Below are 20,055 nucleotides of genomic sequence, written 5' to 3' on the forward strand. Positions count from 1 at the left end.
CTCACCTCACCCGACGGACACCCGCTCCGTCAGCTCCGCCCGCCGCCCCGACTCCACCGCCTCCGTCAGCTCCGCCCGCCCCGACTCCACCGCCTCCGCGAGCGTCAGGCCGCCCTCCGCCAGCGCCCGGCAGGTCGCCGCATCGGTGCGCAGCCGCACCTCGGCGTCGGCCGCGGGCCCGTCCCCGTACGCGAACTGTCCGTCGGCCCCGCTCCGTACGTGGAACTCGCCCTCGTCCAGGGTCACATGGACGACCTTCGCGCCGAGGCCCGCGAGCGCGTCGAGGAGCGGGACGGCGAACCAGTGCGCGCGGACGGCGTCGGTGGGGCGCAGGTCGCCGAGGGCGGGCGCGCCCCAGGCGGCGAGGGCGCGCAGCACGGGCAGCAGTGCGCGGCCTCGGTCGGTGAGCTCGTAGACGTATGCGGAGACGGGCGGCGGCAGCTTGCGGCGGGTGACGAGGTCGCTGCTCTCCATGTCCTTCAGCCGGCCGGCGAGCATGTCGGTGCTGACGCCGGGGAGATCGGCGTGCAGATCGGTGTAGCGGCGCGGCCCGGCGAGGAGTTCACGGACGATCAGCAGGGTCCACCGGTCGCCGACCGCGTCGAGGGCGCGCGCTGCGGCGCAGTACTGGTCGTAGCTCCGGCGGCGGGTCGAGGGGCGCGGCGGGCGCGACTGAGCTGGCATGCGACGCAGTCTAGACATGTTGTTGGACTTTCCAAGCTCGAACTTGGTAAAACCAAGCATCAACACTTCTGGGGAGGTCGGCGCATGGAGTTCCGGCAGTCGAGCAAGCTGAGCGAGGTCTGCTACGAGATCCGCGGCCCGGTCATCGAGCAGGCCAACGCCCTGGAGGAGGCGGGCCACAGCGTGCTGCGCCTCAACACCGGCAACCCCGCGCTCTTCGGCTTCGAGGCGCCCGAGGAGATCGTCCAGGACATGATCCGGATGCTCCCCCGGGCGCACGGCTACACCGACTCCCGTGGCATCCTGTCCGCCCGCCGCGCGGTCGCCCAGCGCTACCAGTCGATGGGTCTGACGGAGGTGGACGTCGACGACGTCTATCTCGGCAACGGTGTCTCCGAGCTCATCTCGATGGCCACCCAGGCGCTCCTGGAGGACGGCGACGAGGTCCTGATCCCGGCCCCCGACTACCCCCTGTGGACCGCGGTCACCACCCTCGCCGGCGGCAAGCCGGTGCACTACGTGTGCGACGAGTCGGCCGACTGGTACCCCGATCTCGACGACATGGCCTCGAAGATCACCGACCGCACCAAGGCCGTGGTGATCATCAACCCCAACAACCCGACCGGCGCGGTCTATCCGAAGGAGATCGTCGAGGGCATCCTCGACCTCGCCCGCCGGCACGGCCTGATGGTCTTCTCCGACGAGATCTACGACCAGATCGTCTACGACGAGGCGGTGCACTACCCGACCGCCTCACTCGCCCCCGACCTGGTCGTCCTCACCTTCGGCGGCCTGTCCAAGACCTACCGGGTGGCCGGTTTCCGCTCCGGCTGGATGATCGTCACCGGTCCGAAGCAGCACGCCGCGAACTACCTGGAGGGCCTGACCATGCTGGCCTCCATGCGGCTGTGTCCGAACGCCCCCGCGCAGTACGCCATCCAGGCCGCGCTCGGCGGCCGGCAGTCCATCCACGAGCTCACCGCCCCCGGGGGCAGGCTGCGCGAGCAGCGCGACCTCGCCTGGCGCAAGCTCAACGAGATCCCCGGCGTCAGCTGCGTCAAGCCGAAGGGCGCGCTCTACGCCTTCCCGCGCCTCGACCCGGCGGTGTACCCGATCCACGACGACGAGAAGTTCGTCCTGGACCTGCTGCTGCGGGAGAAGATCCAGGTGGTGCAGGGCACCGGCTTCAACTGGCCGCACCACGACCACTTCCGCATCCTCACCCTGCCGTACGCCGACGATCTGGACGCCGCCATCAGCCGCATCGGGCGCTTCCTCGCCGGCTACCGGCAGTAGGGGGCGGGACTCACAACCAGCCCGTTCCTGCGATGATCTGACGGAACGTCGCAGGAGCGAGCAGGAGTGAGGGGAAGGGGCGAGTCCGTCATGGATGCCGCGCTGATAGCCGTCGTCGGAACGCTGCTGGGGGTCGTGGCCACCCACTGGTTCCAGGGCCGGGCCGCCGAGCGCACGGCCTCGCTCGCCCGGACCGAGCAGCTGCGGCAGGAGCGGATCGCGACCTACAGCGCCTTCGCCGGCGCCGTCGTCGACTACCGGCAGAGCCAGAACGACCGCTGGTTCAAGGCCCATCTGGAGCCCGGCTCCGACGAGGCCGAGCAGTCCCGCCACGCCTCGTACCGCCAGCGCACCGCCGCCCGGCAGGCGCTCTTCCGGGTCCAGTTGATGTGCGACGACCCGCGGACCCGCCGGCTCGCCGAGGCCGCCTTCGAGACCACCCACTGCATGCACGAGGCCACGGACGACGCCGAGCGCACGCTCCGCTCGGACGAGGCCAAGGAGGCCCTGGCCCGGTTCATCGAGGCCGCGGCGCCCGGCGTGCGCTGACACCCCTTCCCGCTGGCACCCCCTCCCCACCACCGGACGTGGGGGATGCGCCGGGGTGCCCGCGGGTAGAACACCGGCGTGGATCTCGTCGCCCCCGTCGTGGTCGAACCGCTCCGGCGGCGCCGCTGCTCGGAATGCCGCCAGGGCCCCCTGGAGCGCATGATCGTCGAGTTCAACGCGCCCGTGTGCCTGGACTGCGCCGACCTCGGGCATCTCGTCTTCCTGCGCCGCGGGGACACCGCCCTCACCCGCCGGGCCCGCGAGGGCAGTGGTCTGTGGGCGGTGGTCGTACGGCACAACCGGCGCCGCACGCGGTACGAGCGCCAGGGCCTGCTCGTCGAGGAGGCGGCGCTGGTCCGGGCCGAGGCCGCCTGCCTCGCGGACGCCGAGGCCCGGGCGCGCCGCCGGGCCCGGGACGCGGCGCGCCGGGCCGCGCGGGACGCGGAGGTCACGGCGGCCCTGGAGGCGGAGATTCTGCGGCTGTTCCCGGGCTGCCCGGGCGAGCGCGCGGAGCGGATCGCCGCGCACGCCTCGGCGAAGGGCAGCGGCCGGGTGGGGCGTACGGCGGCCGGGCGGGCACTCGACCCTGGCGCGGTCACGGCCGCGGTGCGGGCCGCCGTACGTCATGTCGACACCGACTACGACGCGCTGCTGATGGCCGGGGTGCCCCGGCACCAGGCCCGGGCGCGGATCGCGCCGGCCATCGAGACGGTGCTCCGGTCCTGGCGGGCGGGCTGAGGGGCGCGGCGACGCGGCGCCCTGAACTCGGCCCTCCGGCCCACGAAGTGGCCCGCTGAGAGCGGGCCGCGCACCGGACCTGGCCGGCCGTGGTCGGCCACGGTCGGCTGGTGCGTCGGTCAGGCCTGGCTGGTACGTCGATCAGGCAGGGCTGGTACGTCGGTCAGGCAGGGCTGGTACGTCGGTCAGGCCTGGTCGGCCGACGCGCGGCGGGCCCTGCGGTAGAGGAGCGCGCCGCCGAGGAGCAGCGCGGCGCTGGCCGGGGCGGCGAAGCCCAGGGAGTCCGAACCGGTGCTGGCGAGCTGGACCTTGGTCGACTGCGGGACGGGGCCATGCTCGTGGCTCGGGGCCGGCGGCAGGTTGCGCACCGGGGTCGGCGGGTGCGGGGTCGGGGTCTCCGGCTCGTCGCACTCCTCCTCCGGCGCCGACTCGTTGACCGAGGTGTTGCCGATGGTGGGGTTTCCGATGCCGACCACGTTCACCGAGTTGCCGCTGACGTTGACCGGGAGGTCGACCGGCAGCTGCAGTCCGTTGCCGGACAGGACGCCCGGGGAGCCCGCGGTGTGGCCCTCGGCGGTCGCGCCGCCGCCGTTCTGGGCGCCGCCGTGCGAGGAGCCGCCGCCGGCGCGGGTGCCGGAGTCGGACGAGCCGGCGCGCGGGGTGCCGGGCAGGTCCTTGTGGGCGGGGCTGCCGGCGTGGGCGCCGGAGTCGTCGGCCCGGGAGCCGCCGGAGGTGTTGGCACAGCTGTTGCCGGCCGCCGGGTTGAGCAGTCCGACGACGTTGACGGTGTTCCCGCAGACGTTCACGGGCACGTGCACCGGCAGCTGAACCGTGTTGCCGGAGCCGACGCCCGGCGAACCGACCGCCGCGCCCTGGGCCGCGGAGTCGGCGTGGGCGGCGCCCGCCGACAGCGCGAGCGCGCCGCCGGTGACCAACAGTGTGGCCAGACCACTTCGGCGAATGTGCCTCATGGTTTCCTGCCTTCCGGATGTCTTCACGGGCACTCGCCCGTACCCGAAATAACGCCATCCGTGAGGTGGCCGGATCCGGCGCCCGACGTCTTTCACTCCAACGAGGGAGTGTGCGGCGGGCGATCATGCCCCGACGTGCGGCGTTGCCGGTGGGCTACGGTGGCGCGGAAGGGGGGTGAGCTGACCGTGGGGCAGGATCGACTGCGGGTGCCGGTGGGACGCGACGCGGCGCGCTGGCGAACGCGCGGGACCACGCGCACGGTCCTCTTCGTCGTCCACAACGTCACCTCGGCGACCCGACTGCTCGACGTACTCCCCCTCTTCGACGACGCCCCGGACGTGCAGACTCTCGCGACCTGTACCGGGTCCTCGCCGTTCCTGGCCGGGGTCGACGCGCTGCTCGACGGCGCGGGACTGCCGGTGGTGCCCTGGGAACAGGCGAAGGAGCTGGCCGCGGCGGGCGGTGTGGACCTGGCCGTCAGCGCCAGCTACGGCGGCGAACTCCAGGCGTTTCAGGGGAAGTTGACCATCCTCTCACACGGCACTGGATACAATAAGAAGCTGGCGACACCGGACACCGGACACCGGACACCGGACACCGGACACCGGGCTCGGGGGCGAGGGTGCGGGCGGCGGCGCCGCGCCGGTGTTCGGGATGGCGCCCGACTGGCTGCTGCACGAGGGCAAGCCGCTCGCCACGGCGACCGTCCTGTCCCACCCCGAGCAGCTCGACCGGCTGCGCCTGGCCTGCCCCGAGGCCGCGAAGACCGCCGTCCTCGCCGGTGATCCCTGCTTCGACCGGATGCTCGCGCTCCGCCGCCGGCGGCCGGCGCTGCGGCGCGCGCTCGGTGCGGGCGACGGGCGCCGGCTCGTCGTCCTGAACTCCACCTGGGGCCGTGCCTCCCTCTTCGGCTCCGACGCCTTCCCCGCCCTGCTGCGGGAGTTGACGGAGACGCTGCCGGTGGACGAGTACCGGCTGTGCGCCGTGCTCCACCCCAACATCGGGTACGGGCACGGCCCCGGCCAGGTGCGCGCCTGGCTGCGCCGGGCCGCCGCCTCCGGGCTCACCTTGATCGACCCGCTGGGCCCCTGGCGGCAGACCGTCGCGGCGGCCGACTGCGTCATCGGCGACCACGGCTCGGTCACCTATTACGCCGCCGCCCTCGGCCTGCCGGTGCTGCTCGGCGCCTTCGCGGATCGCGATCTCGACCCGGCTTCGCCGGTCGCCGCGCTCGGCCGGGCCGCGCCGCGGCTGCGCCCCGGGATCCCGCTGCGGACGCGGCTCGACGCGGTGATCGACGGCCATGTGCCGGGGCGGTACGACGGGTTCGCGGCGCTCGCGAGCTCGGACCCGGGCGGCTCGGCCGGGCTCCTGCGGTCCTTGTTCCACTCCCTGCTCGGCACCCCCGAGCCCGCACGGCCCGCCGCACTCCCCCAGCTGCCGGTCCCGGGCACCATCCCGGGCGAGGCCGCCCTCGGAACCCCGAACCTCACCGTCCCGCTCAGGGTCCTCACGCGCGTCCTCGCGGGCGGGCCGCCGGAGGTGGCCGTGACCCGCTACGCCGACCCGTCCACCGAACCGGCCGGCCCGGACGCGGAGGACGCGGAGGACGCGGAGGGCACCGAGGGCGCCCACACGGTCGTGGACGAGGACACCCCCGACGCGGGGCGGCTCGCGCTCGCGGACCTGGTCACCGACCGCGGCCTCACCGGCGCCCCGCCGGGCCCGCGCGCCGCGGAACTCCTCGCCACCCACCCGTACGCAGCCCTCGCCGCCGTCCGCACCGGGCCCGGCCGCTGTCTGGTCCGGGACCGCACCGGCACCCTGCTCGACCTCACCGCCCTCCCCCGCCAGGACGGCTTCCCGGACCCCTGCGACCCCTTCGCGTACGCCTCGGCCGTCCTCGGCTGGCAGGCGACCGGCCGCCCGCTCACCGCGCTCACGGAGGCGGGCGTCCTCGTGGTGACGACGGGCCGGGTGTGCCACCGGGTGGCGGTACGGGCCGTTCCGGCCTAGGCGTCCGAAGCGTCGGTCGTGTCGGTCGCGGCGAGTTCGGCGCGCAGGGCGGCGGCGCGGGGTGAGCCGAGGCGTTCGTGGAGGCCGGCCGCCTCGGTGAGAAAGACGCGGCGTTCGTCGGGAGTGGCCGCGGCGCGGGCGCGGAGCTCCGCGAGGGCCGCGTCCTGGACCGGGGCCTTCTCCTGGCGCATCCGCCCGGCGGCCTCGGCGAGGACGTCGGCGGCGCGCTCCCGGTCGCCGGCGGCGAGGGCCGCCTGGCCGAGGCTGGTGAGGACCCGGGCCTGGTTGTACGTGTCGGGGACGGGCAGTTCGGTCATGAGCCGCCCGGCCTGCTCCAGGGTGGCAGCGGCCCGGGCGTGCTCGCCGCGGCCGGAGAGGGCGCGGCCCCGGTGGTGGGCGAGCAGGGCGCGGGCGCGCGGGTCGTCGGTGAGGGCCTCGGCGGCGAGGAAGCAGGCCTCGGCCTCCTCGTACCGGCGCTGCTCCAGGCGTACCAGGCCCAGGGACTCGACGGCGGTCGCCTCGCCCCGGCGGTGGCCGCAGCGCCGGTCGGCCTCGGCGGCCGCGGTGAACGCCTGCTCGGCCTCGTCGAGGCGGCCGAGACCCTTGAGGGCGAAACCGAGCTGGGCGTGCATGCGGCCCTCGGCCTCGGGAACGGCGGGGCACCGGGCGGCGGCGCGGACGCCGAGCCGGTGGGTGGCCAGCCAGTCCTGGTGGAAGCCGTGCCGGAGGAAGAGGCTCCACAGCGCCTCGCACAACTGCCAGGTGAGGTCGTCGAGTCCGTACTCGTCGGCGGTCCGCACCGCCTCGACAAGGTTCTCGCGCTCGGCGAGGAGCCAGTCGGTGGCCTGTTCGGCGGTGCGCGGGTCCGGGGGCAGCCGGTCGTAGGCGGGGCCGAGGTGCCAGCGGCCCGGCATGACGCGGGCGTCCGCGGCGGCGGCCGCGGCCAGGTGGTGGCGCAGCAGCCGGCCGACGGCCGCGGCGGCGCGGGGGTGGCCGTCGACGCGCAGCGCCCGGCGTTCGGCGTGGACGCGCAGCAGGTCGTGGTGGCGGTAGCGGCCGGCGGCGTGCTCCTCCAGGAGGTGGATGGCGGCGAGTTCGTCGAGCAGGTCCGCCGCCTCCGGTTCGGTCACCTCGGTGAGCGCTGCGGCGGCGGGGGCGGTGAGCGCGGGCCAGGGGCGCAGCCCGCCGAGCCGGTAGAGACGGGCGGCGCCGGGGGTGAGGTCGTCGTAGGAGGTGTCGGCTGCGGCGGTGACCGGGTCGGTGGTGAGCGAGTCGGTGCCGTCGTTCCCGGGCTCGTCGGACGGTGCCGCCGCGGTGGCCATGTCCTGCTCCAGCTGCTGCCAGGTGAGGTGGGTGCGGACGGCGAGCCGTTCGCCGGCCATGCAGAGGGCGAGCGGGAGTCCGCCGCAGCGGCGGGCGACGGCTTCCGCCGCGGCGGGGTGCGGCGCCTCGCGGCCGGACAGCCGGGTGAGGAGGAGGGCGGCGTCGGCGGGGCCGAGCGGCGGGAGCTGGATCACCCGGGCGCCGGCCTCGCGGGTCAGGCCGTCGAGCCGGCGGCGGCTGGTGACCAGGGTGAGCGAGCCGGGGCCGGTGGGCAGCAGCGGCAGCACCTGGGCGGCGGAGTGGGCGTTGTCGAGGACGGTGAGCATCCGGCGGTCCGCGGTGAGGGTGCGGTACCAGTCGATCTGCTCCTGCTCGTCCGCCGGCAGGTAGGGCGGGGCGACGCCGAGGGCGCGCAGGAAGCGCACCAGGACGGTGGACGGCGTGGCCGCGGTGGCGGTGGCGTCGCCGCGCAGGTCGGCGTGGAGTTGCCCGCCGCCGTAACGGTCCCGCAGCCGGGCGGCGAAGTGCAGCGCGGTGGCGGACTTCCCGATGCCGCCGGTGCCGGTGAGGACGACCACCCGGGGCGCGGGGTCCTCTTCGAGCGTCCCGTCGGCCCCGTCCAGCAGAGCCGTCAGACGGGCGAGTTCGTCATGTTGGTCGGTGAAGTGGGGTGCGGGGGCCGGGAGTAACCGGGGTGCGGGGCTGCCGGGGAGGATCGCCGGGACGGCGGCGGCCACGGTCAGCGTGTCGATCCGCCCGGCCTGGACGACGGGCCCGTGGACGGTGGCGGTGCCGCCGATCTCGTTGCGCACCACGGGGCCGGGGGACACCGGGCCGTACGGTACGGGGTCCGGGCTCATGCGCGAGGGCCGTCCGGGGCGGCGCCCGCGCCGGTGCCGCCCGGGCCGCCGGTCTCGTGGACGGTGTGCATCCGGTTGACCGTGCCGACCTGGAGGACGATGCCGTGGCTTCCGCCGGTGAGGGTGTTGTTCACGGTGGTGACGTTCTGCGGCGCGGCGGCCTCGGGGCCCGCCAACTCGGCGAGGATTCGGCGCAGTTCGGCCGCCGCCTCGGGGTCGGCGAGCAGGCTGCGGCGCATCCGGGCGCGCCATTCGACGCGGGCCTCGGTGCGTGCCTCCTCGGCCGCGTCCTGGTCGCCGCCCTGCGCGGCGCGGACCAGTTCGTCGCGGGCGGCCTCGAGTTCGGCGCCGACGGCCTGCTCGTCGCCGCCGGAGCGGGCGGCGAAGAACGCGGCCACCCGGGTCCGGGCCCGCTCCCAGCCGTCGCCGACCATCTGCTGGACGAGGGCCGTCGCCCCCGCTGTCGCCAGTGCCACCAACTCGGCTTCCACCGGGCCCCCTTCACCGCCTGCTGCGTCATTCCCAGCCTATCGGTCACCTCCCCAGGAGGTCGGTGATCACGCCGACCGGGTCGGCGTCGGGGGTGCCGCGCGGCCACCAGTCCTCGCGGTCGGTGTCCGACTCGTAGCCGTACCAGAGGCCGTCGCGGCCGAGGCGCAGCTGGAGCGATGCGGTGGACAGCCGGTTGCGCCAGGGGCGGAAGGCCGGGAGGTCGGCGGCGAGCAGGGCGGGGCGGGCCCGGTCGAAGGGGCCGGCGGGCGGGTCCCAGGGCCCTTCCAGGGCGGCGAGTCCGGCGACGCCGCCCTGGCGCCAGGCGGCGACGGCCCGGGCCAGGTCGGTGGGGGTGCGGTCGAGGGCGTAGGCCAGGTCGCGGTAGAGGGCGCGGGTGGAGGCGGTGAGGCCGGAGCCGGGGTGGGCGGCGGCCAGCCGGACCGCGTCCTGCCAGGGGTTGAGGGCGGCGACGGGGTCGTGTCCGGTGGTGAGGAAGGTGTGGGCGCGGGCGGCGGCCTCTCCGGCGAGGAGGTCGAGGGCGAGCGGGTCCGGTGCCTCGGGGTCGGCGGGGAAGACGGCGGGCCGGCCGGGCCGGTCGGGTGCGGGGAACGGCGGGGGCAGCGGCATCGGCGCGTGCCCGGTGGTGGGGGCGAGCACGGCGCGGGCGAGGACGGTGGGCAGGGCGGGGGCGGCGGGGGCGCTCTCGGCGGCGGCGTGGACGGCGTTGCGCCGGGTGAGGTCGGCGAGCAGTTCCTGCTCGTCGCGGCCGCGCATGAGGAAGAGGACGAAGGGGTCCTCGTCGAGGAGGCGGGCGGCCTGGTAGCAGAGGGCGGCGGCGTGCTTGCAGGGGTAGCCGTCGTCGGGGCAGGTGCAGTCGGGGACGAGGTCGCCGGGGGCCGGCAGGAGTCCGGTGACGGCCTCCAGGGCGTGCGGCACGTCCTTGTCGAGGAGGGCGGCGATGTGCTCGGGCCGGGCGGCGGCCTTGTCGAGGAAGCGTTCCCAGTCGTCGTCGCCGAGGGTCCGCAGCCGGATCTCCGCGCGGTACGGCCGGGGGCGGCTGCCGTGCACATAGGCGACGACGCGGCCGGGCGTGACGGTGATGGCGTCGACGTGGCCGCGCTGGGCGTAGGCCTTGCCGCGGGCGAGCCGGGCCGGGTCGAGCGCGGTGTCCTCCAGGGCGTCCACCCAGGCGTTGCCCCACCAGGTGGCGGCGAACCGCCCGTCGGGGGCCTCGCGCGGGGCGAGCGGGGGGAAGGTGCGGCGCCGGGCGTCGTGGCGGGGCGCCCCGGCCGTACGGGCGGCCGCGGAGCGGGTACGGGCGCGGGCTCCGGCGCCGGCGAACCGGGCGCGGTCGGCGCGGTCGGGGCGGTCCGGACGGTCGCCGGGGAGGGTGCCGTGGGGGCTCATGCGGGCCTCCTCAGGGACACCAGGTCGGCGAGCTCGCGGTCGGTGAGTTCGGTGAGGGCGGCCTCTCCGCTGCCGAGGACGGCGTCGGCGAGGGCCCGCTTGGCGCGGAGCATCTCGGCGATGCTGTCCTCGACGGTGCCCTCGGCGACCAGCCGGTGGACCTGGACCGGCTGGGTCTGGCCGATCCGGTAGGCGCGGTCGGTGGCCTGTTCCTCGACGGCCGGGTTCCACCAGCGGTCGTAGTGCACGACATGGCCGGCCCGGGTGAGGTTGAGGCCGGTGCCGGCGGCCTTGAGGGAGAGCAGGAAGACGGGGACCTCGCCGGCCTGGAAGCGGTCGACCATCCGCTCGCGCTCGGCGACCGGCGTGCCGCCGTGCAGCAGCTGGGTGGGGACGCCCCGGGCGGCCAGGTGGTCCTCCAGGAGCCGGGCCATCGACACGTACTGGGTGAAGACGAGCACGGCGCCGTCCTCGGTGAGGATCGTGTCGACGAGCTCGTCGAGCAGGGCGAGTTTGCCGGAGCGGCCGGCGAGCCGGAGCCGGCCGGTCGCGGCGCGCGCACCGGAGCCGGGGGCGCGTTCCTTGAGGTAGAGGGCGGGGTGGTCGCAGATCTGCTTGAGCGAGGTCAGCAGTTTCATGATCAGGCCGCGCCGGGCCATGCCCTCGGCGCCCTCGATCTGCGCCATGGTCTCGCGCACCACCGCCTCGTAGAGCGAGGCCTGTTCGCGGGTGAGGGCCACCGGGTGGTCGGACTCGGTCTTGGGCGGCAGCTCGGGGACGATGCCGGGGTCGGACTTGCGGCGGCGCAGCAGGAACGGGCGGACCAGCCGGGCCAGGCGCGCGACCGCCTCCTCGTTCTCGATCTCGTCGGTGTTCTCCACGGCGCGGGCGTGCCGGGAGCGGAAGGCCTTCAGGGGGCCGAGGAGGCCGGGGGTGGTCCAGTCGAGCAGGGCCCACAGCTCGGACAGGTTGTTCTCGACGGGGGTGCCGGTGAGCGCGACCCGGGCGGGGGCGGGCACGGTGCGCAGCGCCTTGGCGGTGGCGGAGAACGGGTTCTTGACGTGCTGGGCCTCGTCGGCGACGACCATGCCCCAGTCCCGCTCGGCGAGCCGGTCGGCGCTGGTGCGCAGGGTGCCGTAGGTGGTGAGGACGAAGCCGCCGTCGACTCCGTCGAGGCTGCGGTCGGGGCCGTGGAAGCGGCGGACCGGGACGCCGGGGGCGAAGCGCTGGATCTCGCGCTGCCAGTTGCCGAGGAGCGAGGCGGGGCAGACGACGAGGGTGGGCGCGGTGCGGGCGCGCCGCAGGTGCAGGGCGATGAGGGTGACGGTCTTGCCGAGGCCCATGTCGTCGGCGAGGCAGCCGCCGAGGCCGAGCGAGGTCATGAGGTCGAGCCAGGCGAGGCCGCGCAGCTGGTAGTCGCGCAGGGTGGCGTCGAGTCCGGGCGGCGGGGGCACGTCCTCGGGGCCGGCGTGCAGCCGGTCGCGCAGCGCCGCGAGGGCGCCGACGGGGACGGCGGGGACGGTCTCGCCGTCGACCTCGGCGGTGCCGGTGAGGGCGACGGCGAGCGCGTCGACCGGCTGCAGCAGGCCGAGTTCGCGCTTGCGGGCCTTGCGGACGAGGTCGGGGTCGACGACCACCCACTGGTCGCGCAGCCGCACCACGGGCCGGTGGGCCTCGGCGAGGGCGTCCATCTCGCGGGCGGTGAGCGGGTCGCCGTCGAGGGCGAGCTGCCAGTTGAACCGCAGCAGCTCGGCGCTGTCGAGGAAGCCGGTGCCGTCGGTCGCGGAGCCGGGCGCGGCGCGGTCGGGGCGGACGACGGCGGAGGCGGTGAGGGAGCGGGCCAGGTCGCGGGGCCAGTGGACGGCGACCCCGGCGTCGGCGAGCCGGGCCGCGGCCGGGCCGAGGAGCTCGTACAGCTCGTCCTCGGTCACCGGCATCACGTCGGGCACCTGCCGTTCGAGGAGGCGGCCGAGCGGCGGCCAGACGCGGGCGGCGCGGCGCAGTGCGAGCACGGCGTCGACGCGGGCCCGCGGACCGAAGCGCTCGTCGCCCTCGCCGGCCCACAGGGGGCCGACGTCGATGACGAGGGTGGGGTCGGCGAGGCTGTGCACCTGGAGGAGCGCGGCGGCGGCCTGCCGCACCTCGGTGCCGGTGGCATCGGCGGTGTCGACGACGTCCTCCGGGCCGGACACGTCGAACAGTTCGAAGGGCGACAGGTCGAGGCGGAGCGAGATCCGCACGCCGGCGTCCATGCCGGCGGCGGCCTCGGCGGCCCAGGCCCGCGCGCCGGGCAGCCGGCTGGGCTCGCGGGCGGCGAACGGGGCGCCGGCGGCGTGCGGCGCGGCAGGGGTGCGGGGCAGGGTGTCGGCGACGGCGTCGAGGAAGGCGCGGACCAGGGCCTCGGGCTCGGGCAGCCGGAGCGGCCCGGGGCCGGGGACGGGCGTGGCGTGGGCCTCGTAGGGCATGGCGGCGGCGATGGCCCGCAGATGGGCGATGTCGTCGGCGTCGAGCGGTCCGGCCCGCCAGGCGTCGTGGTCGTCGGCGGTCAGTCCGGGCAGCAGCCGGCCGCGGGCGACGAGGTGCAGGGCGTGCAGGGCGGCGGCGCCCCAGCAGGCGGTGGCGGGGTGCGCGGCGGGGTGGTGGCGGGCGGCGACCAGGTGGGGCAGGGCGTCGGCGACGGGCAGCAGCACCGCGGGTACGGTCCGGGTCCGGGCCCCGGTGCCGTGCCGCCGTACGACGGTGAGCTCGGCCCGCTCGGCGGAGGCGGGCAGGACCGGGGCTGCTCCGTCGGGTCCGGTGAGGGATCCGGGTCCGGGTCCGGGGCGCTCGCCGGGCAGCGGCCCGCCGTCGGGGGCCCACAGGGCGATGCGGCCGTCCCGGGGCAGGGCGGCGGGCAGGAAGACGGCGGCGGCGCCGGCGAGGACTGTGGTCACGGCGCTGCTCACCTCCCGTTCCGTGCTCCGTGCTCCGTCTTCCGTGACGGATTCCGACTGGACCTCCGACCTTACGGGTGGGGTCTGACAACGGCCGCGCGCCACGGTCCGCGGCGGGCTCCCCCGACCGGCCCAACCGGACATGACACCCGGCCCGGGAGGCGGCAGGGTGACGGAGAACAGGCCTCGGCCGCCCACGCCCGACAGACGAGGAATCCCGCCATGTCCCTTCACCGGCGTCTCTCCATCGCCAGCGGGGCCGCCCTGCTCACGTTCGCCCTCGCGGGCTGCTCGGGTCTCGGCCGCACCATGGTGGGCACGCTCAACTACGAGACGGGGCGCGAGGTCGTGGTGAGGGTGACCAGCCCTTCGGTGAACGGCTGTCACCGGCTCGCGCCGTCGGGCGCGACCAGGGTGGAGAACGCGACGCTGGTGGACATCCAGCTCTACCGGACGCTGGACTGCAAGGGCAAGGACCCCATCTATCTGGCGACCCGGACGGCGGACGAGATCGTGCCGGGCACCCTGCCCTGGCGCAGCTACAGCGTCATCCACTGACCCCCGGGACGGGCCGGGCGAGCACCCAGGTGCCGTCGTCGGTGAGGTAGCGCTCGACGGCGAGTCCGGCCTCAGCGAGGTGTCCCTCGAAGGCCTCGGGGCTGAGCCGGCGGGACAGGAAGGTCTGGGTCCAGCGGGCGTCCGGGAAGACGTATTCGCACAGCACCCGGTCGACGCCGTCGCCGACGGGGTCGGTGGCCGCGATCCGCACCGTGTAGCCGGCGGGGTCGTGCCGCTCGCGCGGCACGTCGTCGTGGTAGCCGGGGCCCTCGCGCTGGACGAGGACGTGCCCGTCGTCCTTCACGTGCCGCCGGCAGGTCTCCAGGAGGCCCTGCCGGGTGCGGTGGTCGGCGGTGTGGACGAGGAACGAGCCGAGCACGACGGCGTCGAACCGCCTCGGCAGCCGCAGCTCCTCGATGGGGCTGAGCACGGTCTCGACGTCCGGGGCGCGCTCGCCGACGACGGCGAGCATCTCGGCCGACTCGTCCACGGCGGTCACGGCGAAGCCGCGCTCGGCGAGCGGGACGGTCACCCGGCCCGCGCCGCTGCCCAGCTCGAGGAGGGTGGCGCCGGGCGGCAGCGCGGCCCCGATCACCTCGGGTTCGGTGCCGACGGCAAGGCGCCGGTAGAGGTCGACGGCGCAGCCGTCCGGGGTGATCGGGCCGGGGCCGGTCCCGCCGTGTCCGGTGCGCTTCCGGTCCGTGTTCCGTGGTTCGCTCATGCCTGTCACGTCCTCTCGACGCCCGTCGGTCCTCGGGTGGGATCCTGGAAAGTGCCCGAGGGGTTCACCTCACCCGGGAGATGTGAGTCATGCGTACGGGGAGTGAACCGGCGACCGCGCGCAGTGCGCTGCGGCTGCGGTTCTGGCTGAGCCTGTGGGGTGTCCTGTGGGCCGGCTTCGGTACGACGGTGTTCTCGCTGGTCGAACGGCCCGGCTGGGCGGCGGCGTGCGGGGTGCTGTTCGTGGTGGCGGCCGTCGATCTCGTCATGGTCGCCCACCACATCCGGCAGGGCCCGCACTGGCAGCCGGGGCGTGACATCCCGCCGTACGAGCCCGATCACGGCGGCCGCGGCCGCGGCCGCGGTCGCTGAGCCGCGTCGCTGTCGGCGCACCGGCGGCTCAGGCCCAGGGCGGAGGCGCACCGGCGGTTCAGGCCTCGGCGGGACCGAACCGGGCCGCCTCCAGATACTCCGGCTTGGGGTCGAGCGCGGCGGCGAGCCGGAAGTGGCGCAGGGCCTGGGCGGAGCGGCCGGAGCGCTCGAAGGTGCGGGCGAGTGCGAAGTGGGCGAACGCGTTGTCCGGTTCCCGCTCCAGGACCAGTCCGAACTCGAGCTCGGCCGAGCGGAGTTGGGCGGCGGCGAAGAAGGCACGGGCGCGCAGCAGGCGGGCCGCGGTGTTCTCGGGGTGGGCGGCGATCACCGAGTCGAGGAGTTTGACCGCGCCTCTCGGGTCCCGGGCGGCGAGCAGCTGCTCGGCGGCCCGGTAGTCGATGACGTGGGTCTCCGGGGTGCTCTCGGCCACGGCGTTTCCTTCCCCTCGTTCCGGCGGTTCAACAGCGGGCACGGTGACCGTATTCCGTCGGGGGGCCGTGGCGCGGGGCCTCCCCTGGTGGGCATTCCTACCCAGTCCGGGGGCACTTGCGACCCGCGGCGCCGTGGCGGATTCCCGTCAGCGGGTGTCCGCGGCGCGCTGCCGGAGCTCTTCCCAGACCTTGCGCACCTGAGGTTCCAGCGCCTCAAGGGGGCCGTCGTTGTCGATGAGCAGGTCGGCGACGGCCCGGCGCTGGGCGCGGGTGGCCTGGGCGGCCATCCGGGCGCGGGCCTCGTCCTCGGTCATGCCGCGCAGCCGGACCAGGCGGTCGAGCTGGGTCTCGGGGGCGGCGTCCACGACCACGACGAGATCGTAGAGCGGGGCGAGGCCGTTCTCGGTGAGCAGCGGCACGTCGTGGATCACGACGTCGTCGGGGCCGGCCCGCCCCTCCAGTTCGGCGGAGCGGGCGCCGACGAGCGGGTGCACGATCGCGTTGAGGGCGGCGAGCCGCTCGGGGTCGTTGAACACGATGGCGCCGAGGCCGGGCCGATCGAGGGTGCCCTCGGGGGTGAGGACGCCCTCGCCGAACTCGGCGACGATGGCGGCGAGCCCGGGGGTGCCGGGCTCGACGACCTCGCGCGCGATCCGGTCGGCGTCGATCAGGACGGCGCCGTACGAGACGAGCAGCCGGGACACTTCGCTCTTGCCGGCGCCGATACCGCCGGTCAGGCCCACCTTCAGCATGAGCGGCAGCTTAGATCCCGCGGTCCGCCCGCTACGCGTCGCCCTCCCGTTCGGCGAGGAAGCGCTCGAACTCGCGGCCCAGCTCGTCGGCGGAGGGCAGGTCGACGGGCTCGGCGACCAGGCTGCCGCGGGTCTCGGCGCCGGCCACCGCGTCGTACTGGTGCTCAAGGCCCTGGACCAGGGCGACCAGTTCCTCGTCGCCCTCGCCGATCTGGCGGTCGATCTCGGTCTGGGTGCGGCGGGCCTCGGTGCGCAGGGCGTGCGCGACGCCGGGCAGGACCAGGCCAGTGGCGGCGGTGACCGCCTCCAGGGCGGTGAGGGCGGCGTCCGGATACGGGGAGCGGGCCACGTAGTGCGGGACGTGGGCGGCGACGCCGAGGGTGTCGAAGCCGGCCTCGCCGAGGCGGAACTCGATGAGGGACTCGGCGCTGCCGGGCACCTGGGCCTCGTCGAAGGGGCTGCGGTGGCCGGGCATGAGGTCGACGCGGTTGCCGTGCGGGGTGAGGCCGACCGGTCGGGTGTGCGGGACGCCCATGGGGATGCCGTGGAAGTTCACGGCGAGGCGCACGCCGAGGCGCTCGACGATCTGGCCCACGGCGGCGGCGAAGCGCTCCCACTCGACGTCCGGCTCGGGGCCGGAGAGCAGCAGGAAGGGGGCGCCGGTGGCGTCCTGGACGAGGTGCACCTCGATCGCCGGGGTCTCGTAGGAGGTCCAGCGGTCGCGGCGGAAGGTCAGCAGCGGGCGGCGGGCGCGGTAGTCCACCAGACGGTCGTGGTCGAAGCGGGCCACGGGCTGGTGGGGCAGCGTGTCGAGCAGGCGCGTGACGATCTGCTCGCCGGTCTCGCCGGCGTCGATGTAGCCGTCGAAGTGGTAGAGCATGACCAGTCCGGCCGACTCCTGGGCCAGGGCCAGGTCGACGACGGCCAGGCCCTTCTGGTCCCATTCGTACAAATCCTGGGGATCAAGCACGATTTCCGCTCCTCCTCGGTTCTCCTGGGTCAACACCCTCCGCTCCGCGCCCATTCCCGTTCTCGCGATCACGCCGAGGTCGGTGCGCGTTTTCGCGCCGAGGAGAAACGAACGAGGCCCGCCTCCCCGGAGGGAGACGGGCCTCGACGCTAGCTACTGGAGCTCAGCGGTGAGCCGATTCAGCTCTGGCCGCCGGCCAGCTTCTCGCGGAGGGCAGCCAGGGCCTCGTCCGACGCCAGGGCGCCGGAGTTGTCGTCCGACTCCGAGGAGTACGAACCACCGGAGACGCCCGCCGGGGCACCGGCCGGAGCGGCGGCGCCACCCTCGGCAGCGGCGGCCTCGTCGGCCTCGCGGGACTTGATGACCTGAGCCTGGTGCTGCTCGAAGCGCTGCTGCGCCTCGGCGTACTGGGTCTCCCAGGCCTCGCGCTGGGTCTCGTAGCCCTCGAGCCAGTCGTTGGTCTCGGGGTCGAAGCCCTCGGGGTAGATGTAGTTGCCCTGGTCGTCGTAGGACGCGGCCATGCCGTACAGGGTCGGGTCGAACTCGACCGAGGCCGGGTCGGCACCGAAGGACTCGTTGGCCTGCTTCAGCGAGAGGCTGATGCGACGACGCTCGAGGTCGATGTCGATGACCTTGACGAAGATCTCGTCGTTGACCTGGACGACCTGCTCCGGGATCTCCACGTGGCGCTCGGCCAGCTCGGAGATGTGGACCAGACCCTCGATGCCCTCGTCCACGCGGACGAACGCACCGAACGGAACCAGCTTGGTGACCTTACCCGGAACGACCTGGCCGATCTGGTGGGTACGGGCGAACTGCTGCCACGGGTCCTCCTGGGTCGCCTTCAGCGACAGGGAGACGCGCTCGCGGTCCATGTCCACGTCGAGAACCTCGACGGTGACCTCCTGGCCGACCTCGACAACCTCGGACGGGTGGTCGATGTGCTTCCAGGACAGCTCGGAGACGTGCACCAGGCCGTCGACGCCACCCAGGTCCACGAAGGCACCGAAGTTGACGATGGAGGACACGACGCCGGAGCGGACCTGACCCTTCTGGAGGGTCGTGAGGAAGGTCTGGCGGACCTCGGACTGGGTCTGCTCGAGCCAGGCGCGGCGGGACAGGACCACGTTGTTGCGGTTCTTGTCCAGCTCGATGATCTTCGCCTCGAGCTCCTTGCCCACGTAGGGCTGGAGGTCGCGGACGCGACGCATCTCGACCAGGGAGGCCGGGAGGAAGCCGCGGAGGCCGATGTCGAGGATGAGACCACCCTTGACGACCTCGATGACGGTACCGGTGACGATGCCGTCCTCTTCCTTGATCTTCTCGATGGTGCCCCAGGCACGCTCGTACTGGGCGCGCTTCTTCGAGAGGATCAGGCGGCCTTCCTTGTCCTCCTTCTGGAGAACCAGGGCCTCGATCTCGTCGCCGACCTTGACGACCTCGTTGGGGTCGACGTCGTGCTTGATCGAGAGCTCGCGGCTCGGGATGACACCTTCGGTCTTGTAACCGATGTCGAGCAGGACCTCGTCCCGGTCGACCTTCACGATGACGCCGTCGACGATGTCGCCGTCGTTGAAGTACTTGATCGTCTCGTCGATCGCGGCGAGGAAGGCTTCCTCGTTACCGATGTCGTTGACCGCAACCTGCGGGGTGGTGGCGGTGGTCTCGGTGCTGCTCGTCATGTGGGAAAGGGCTCCGGTTACGGACAGAAAGTCGTAGGTACTGCTACGCCGAGAGCCCGTATCGCACTGAAGAAGCCGGACAGCCAATGAAGCGCCGGTCCCGTCGAACGGGGGGCGCCTCGAAAACCGAGGGGACTGCAACAGGTGCGAGCGCGGCCTGCTCCGTCTGAGGCGCGCAGGCCCGCAGCGCAACCTTTAGCATACGGGGGCGGCCGGACAGGGTCAATGCGCGAAGCGCACACCCGGGGCGGATCGCCGCATATCCGGCACAACTCATGTCGGCCCAGGCCATCCTGGCCACGGGAGGCCGCCCGCATCTACGCGCGCGGCTCTGAGCGCAAACTACATCGACGGGCGAGATGAACCAAGAGTACGGACACGAAGACGGGCCCGAGGACGAGGCGGAGGCCACCCGGCGTGACGCCGGGGAAGCGGAGAGCAGCCGGGCCAGCCGCGGCTGGTGGGACCGCAACGCCGACGAGTACCAGAGCGAGCACGGAGCGTTCCTCGGGGACGACCGGTTCGTGTGGGGGCCGGAGGGTCTCGACGAGGCCGCGGCCGGGCTGCTCGGACCGGCCGCGGCGCTGAAGGGCCTGGACGTCCTGGAGATCGGCGCGGGCGCGGCGCAGTGCTCGCGCTGGCTGGCCGCGCAGGGGGCGAGGCCGGTGGCCCTGGACCTCTCGCACCGGCAGCTGCAGCACGCGCTGCGGATCGGGGAAGAGGTGCCGCTGGTGGAGGCGGACGCGGGGGCGCTGCCGTTCCGCGACGGCAGCTTCGACCTGGCGGTCTCGGCGTACGGCGCGGTGCCGTTCGTGGCCGATCCGGTACGGGTGTTCCGCGAGGTGCGCCGGGTGCTGCGGCCGGGCGGGCGCTGGGTGTTCTCGGTGACGCACCCGATCCGCTGGGCGTTCCCGGACGAGCCCGGTCCGGAAGGTCTGTCGATCGCCGCCTCCTACTTCGACCGGACGCCGTACGTCGAGCAGGACGAGCGGGGGAACGCGGTCTACGTCGAGCACCACCGGACGATCGGGGACCGGGTGCGGGACGTGGTGGCCGGCGGCTTCCGGCTGGTGGACCTGGTCGAGCCGGAGTGGCCGTCCTGGAACGACCAGGAGTGGGGCGGATGGTCCCCGCTGCGAGGGAACCTGATCCCGGGCACGGCGATCTTCGTGTGCGAGCGCATGGACTAGCGGCCGCGCCGCACGGACCACGGCCGGCGAGCTGCCCCGCCGATCAGTCATACGAATCGGCGGGCCTGTGGACAGTCGCGCGCACCGGGTCGGCGGGTCGTACGAGACTG

General features: G+C 74.4%; 18 protein-coding genes. 7 read left to right on the top strand and 11 right to left on the bottom strand.

What is annotated here, in order from left to right; all coding sequences use genetic code 11:
• Positions 1 to 6: 6 nt before the first annotated feature.
• Positions 7 to 684 (bottom strand): helix-turn-helix domain-containing protein, encoded by a 678-nt coding sequence (locus KV205_RS21580; protein WP_265866161.1) that lies wholly within the window; start codon positions 682 to 684, stop codon positions 7 to 9.
• A gap of 84 nt (positions 685 to 768) precedes the next feature.
• Here KV205_RS21580 and KV205_RS21585 point away from each other — a divergent pair, with 84 nt between their 5' ends.
• From KV205_RS21585 to KV205_RS21595, 3 genes are all read left to right on the top strand, one after another.
• Entirely contained in the window at positions 769 to 1,980 is a 1,212-nt protein-coding gene (locus tag KV205_RS21585) for a pyridoxal phosphate-dependent aminotransferase (protein ID WP_265866162.1), read from the top strand.
• A 90-nt stretch (positions 1,981 to 2,070) separates the two neighbouring features.
• A complete protein-coding gene (locus tag KV205_RS21590; protein WP_265866164.1) occupies positions 2,071 to 2,529 on the top strand; it encodes a hypothetical protein in 459 nt (152 codons plus the stop codon).
• Between the two features lie 78 nt (positions 2,530 to 2,607).
• A complete protein-coding gene (locus KV205_RS21595; RefSeq protein ID WP_265866165.1) occupies positions 2,608 to 3,267 on the top strand; it encodes a DUF2293 domain-containing protein in 660 nt (219 codons plus the stop codon).
• Positions 3,268 to 3,452: 185 nt separating this feature from the next.
• On the opposite strand, the gene KV205_RS36180 is transcribed toward KV205_RS21595, so the two are convergent.
• The gene (locus KV205_RS36180) at positions 3,453 to 4,238 is read right to left on the bottom strand and encodes a chaplin (protein ID WP_274710685.1); all 786 of its coding nucleotides are present in this window, start codon (positions 4,236 to 4,238) and stop codon (positions 3,453 to 3,455) included.
• A gap of 655 nt (positions 4,239 to 4,893) precedes the next feature.
• On the opposite strand from KV205_RS36180, the gene KV205_RS21610 reads away from it, so the two are divergent.
• Complete coding sequence (locus tag KV205_RS21610) at positions 4,894 to 6,255, top strand: hypothetical protein (RefSeq protein ID WP_265866166.1); 1,362 nt, start codon at positions 4,894 to 4,896, stop codon at positions 6,253 to 6,255.
• Here KV205_RS21610 and KV205_RS21615 read toward each other — a convergent pair.
• From KV205_RS21615 to KV205_RS21630, 4 genes are read right to left on the bottom strand one after another with little or no spacing between them, the layout of a single operon-like run.
• Positions 6,252 to 8,408 carry a tetratricopeptide repeat protein gene (locus KV205_RS21615; protein WP_265866167.1) on the bottom strand — a complete coding sequence of 719 codons (2,157 nt, stop codon included), beginning with the start codon at positions 8,406 to 8,408 and terminating at the stop codon, positions 6,252 to 6,254. The two genes, KV205_RS21610 and KV205_RS21615, sit on opposite strands and share 4 nt — an antisense overlap.
• Before the next feature lie 26 nt (positions 8,409 to 8,434).
• Complete coding sequence (locus KV205_RS21620) at positions 8,435 to 8,929, bottom strand: hypothetical protein (RefSeq protein ID WP_265866168.1); 495 nt, start codon at positions 8,927 to 8,929, stop codon at positions 8,435 to 8,437.
• Between the two features lie 43 nt (positions 8,930 to 8,972).
• Positions 8,973 to 10,337 (bottom strand): SWIM zinc finger family protein, encoded by a 1,365-nt coding sequence (locus KV205_RS21625; RefSeq protein WP_265866169.1) that lies wholly within the window; start codon positions 10,335 to 10,337, stop codon positions 8,973 to 8,975.
• Positions 10,334 to 13,270 (bottom strand): DEAD/DEAH box helicase, encoded by a 2,937-nt coding sequence (locus tag KV205_RS21630; RefSeq protein WP_265866170.1) that lies wholly within the window; start codon positions 13,268 to 13,270, stop codon positions 10,334 to 10,336. Before KV205_RS21630 ends, KV205_RS21625 begins: the two co-directional genes overlap by 4 nt.
• 222 nt (positions 13,271 to 13,492) lie before the next feature.
• Here KV205_RS21630 and KV205_RS21635 point away from each other — a divergent pair, with 222 nt between their 5' ends.
• Entirely contained in the window at positions 13,493 to 13,828 is a 336-nt protein-coding gene (locus KV205_RS21635; RefSeq protein WP_265866171.1) for a hypothetical protein, read from the top strand.
• On the opposite strand, the gene KV205_RS21640 is transcribed toward KV205_RS21635, so the two are convergent.
• A complete protein-coding gene (locus KV205_RS21640) occupies positions 13,818 to 14,549 on the bottom strand; it encodes a bifunctional 2-polyprenyl-6-hydroxyphenol methylase/3-demethylubiquinol 3-O-methyltransferase UbiG (RefSeq protein WP_265866172.1) in 732 nt (243 codons plus the stop codon). The genes KV205_RS21635 and KV205_RS21640 overlap by 11 nt on opposite strands.
• Positions 14,550 to 14,638: 89 nt before the next feature.
• Between KV205_RS21640 and KV205_RS21645 the strand changes: the two genes are divergently transcribed.
• The gene (locus KV205_RS21645; RefSeq protein WP_265866173.1) at positions 14,639 to 14,920 is read left to right on the top strand and encodes a DUF6343 family protein; all 282 of its coding nucleotides are present in this window, start codon (positions 14,639 to 14,641) and stop codon (positions 14,918 to 14,920) included.
• A gap of 58 nt (positions 14,921 to 14,978) precedes the next feature.
• Here KV205_RS21645 and KV205_RS21650 read toward each other — a convergent pair whose 3' ends face one another.
• From KV205_RS21650 to rpsA, 4 genes are all read right to left on the bottom strand, one after another.
• Positions 14,979 to 15,350, bottom strand: coding sequence for a tetratricopeptide repeat protein (locus KV205_RS21650; RefSeq protein WP_265866174.1), 372 nt, complete (start codon positions 15,348 to 15,350; stop codon positions 14,979 to 14,981).
• A gap of 147 nt (positions 15,351 to 15,497) precedes the next feature.
• Positions 15,498 to 16,103 carry a dephospho-CoA kinase gene (coaE, locus tag KV205_RS21655; protein WP_265866175.1) on the bottom strand — a complete coding sequence of 202 codons (606 nt, stop codon included), beginning with the start codon at positions 16,101 to 16,103 and terminating at the stop codon, positions 15,498 to 15,500.
• Between the two features lie 31 nt (positions 16,104 to 16,134).
• Positions 16,135 to 17,073 carry a PAC2 family protein gene (locus KV205_RS21660; protein ID WP_265866176.1) on the bottom strand — a complete coding sequence of 313 codons (939 nt, stop codon included), beginning with the start codon at positions 17,071 to 17,073 and terminating at the stop codon, positions 16,135 to 16,137.
• Positions 17,074 to 17,252: 179 nt separating this feature from the next.
• The gene (gene rpsA, locus KV205_RS21665; protein ID WP_019885395.1) at positions 17,253 to 18,755 is read right to left on the bottom strand and encodes a 30S ribosomal protein S1; all 1,503 of its coding nucleotides are present in this window, start codon (positions 18,753 to 18,755) and stop codon (positions 17,253 to 17,255) included.
• Positions 18,756 to 19,114: 359 nt separating this feature from the next.
• Between rpsA and KV205_RS21670 the strand changes: the two genes are divergently transcribed.
• Positions 19,115 to 19,945, top strand: coding sequence for a class I SAM-dependent methyltransferase (locus KV205_RS21670; protein WP_265866178.1), 831 nt, complete (start codon positions 19,115 to 19,117; stop codon positions 19,943 to 19,945).
• Positions 19,946 to 20,055: the final 110 nt, after the last annotated feature.

Origin of the sequence: Streptomyces sp. SKN60 (genome assembly GCF_026236535.1) — a bacterium.
Taxonomy (GTDB): domain Bacteria; phylum Actinomycetota; class Actinomycetes; order Streptomycetales; family Streptomycetaceae; genus Streptomyces.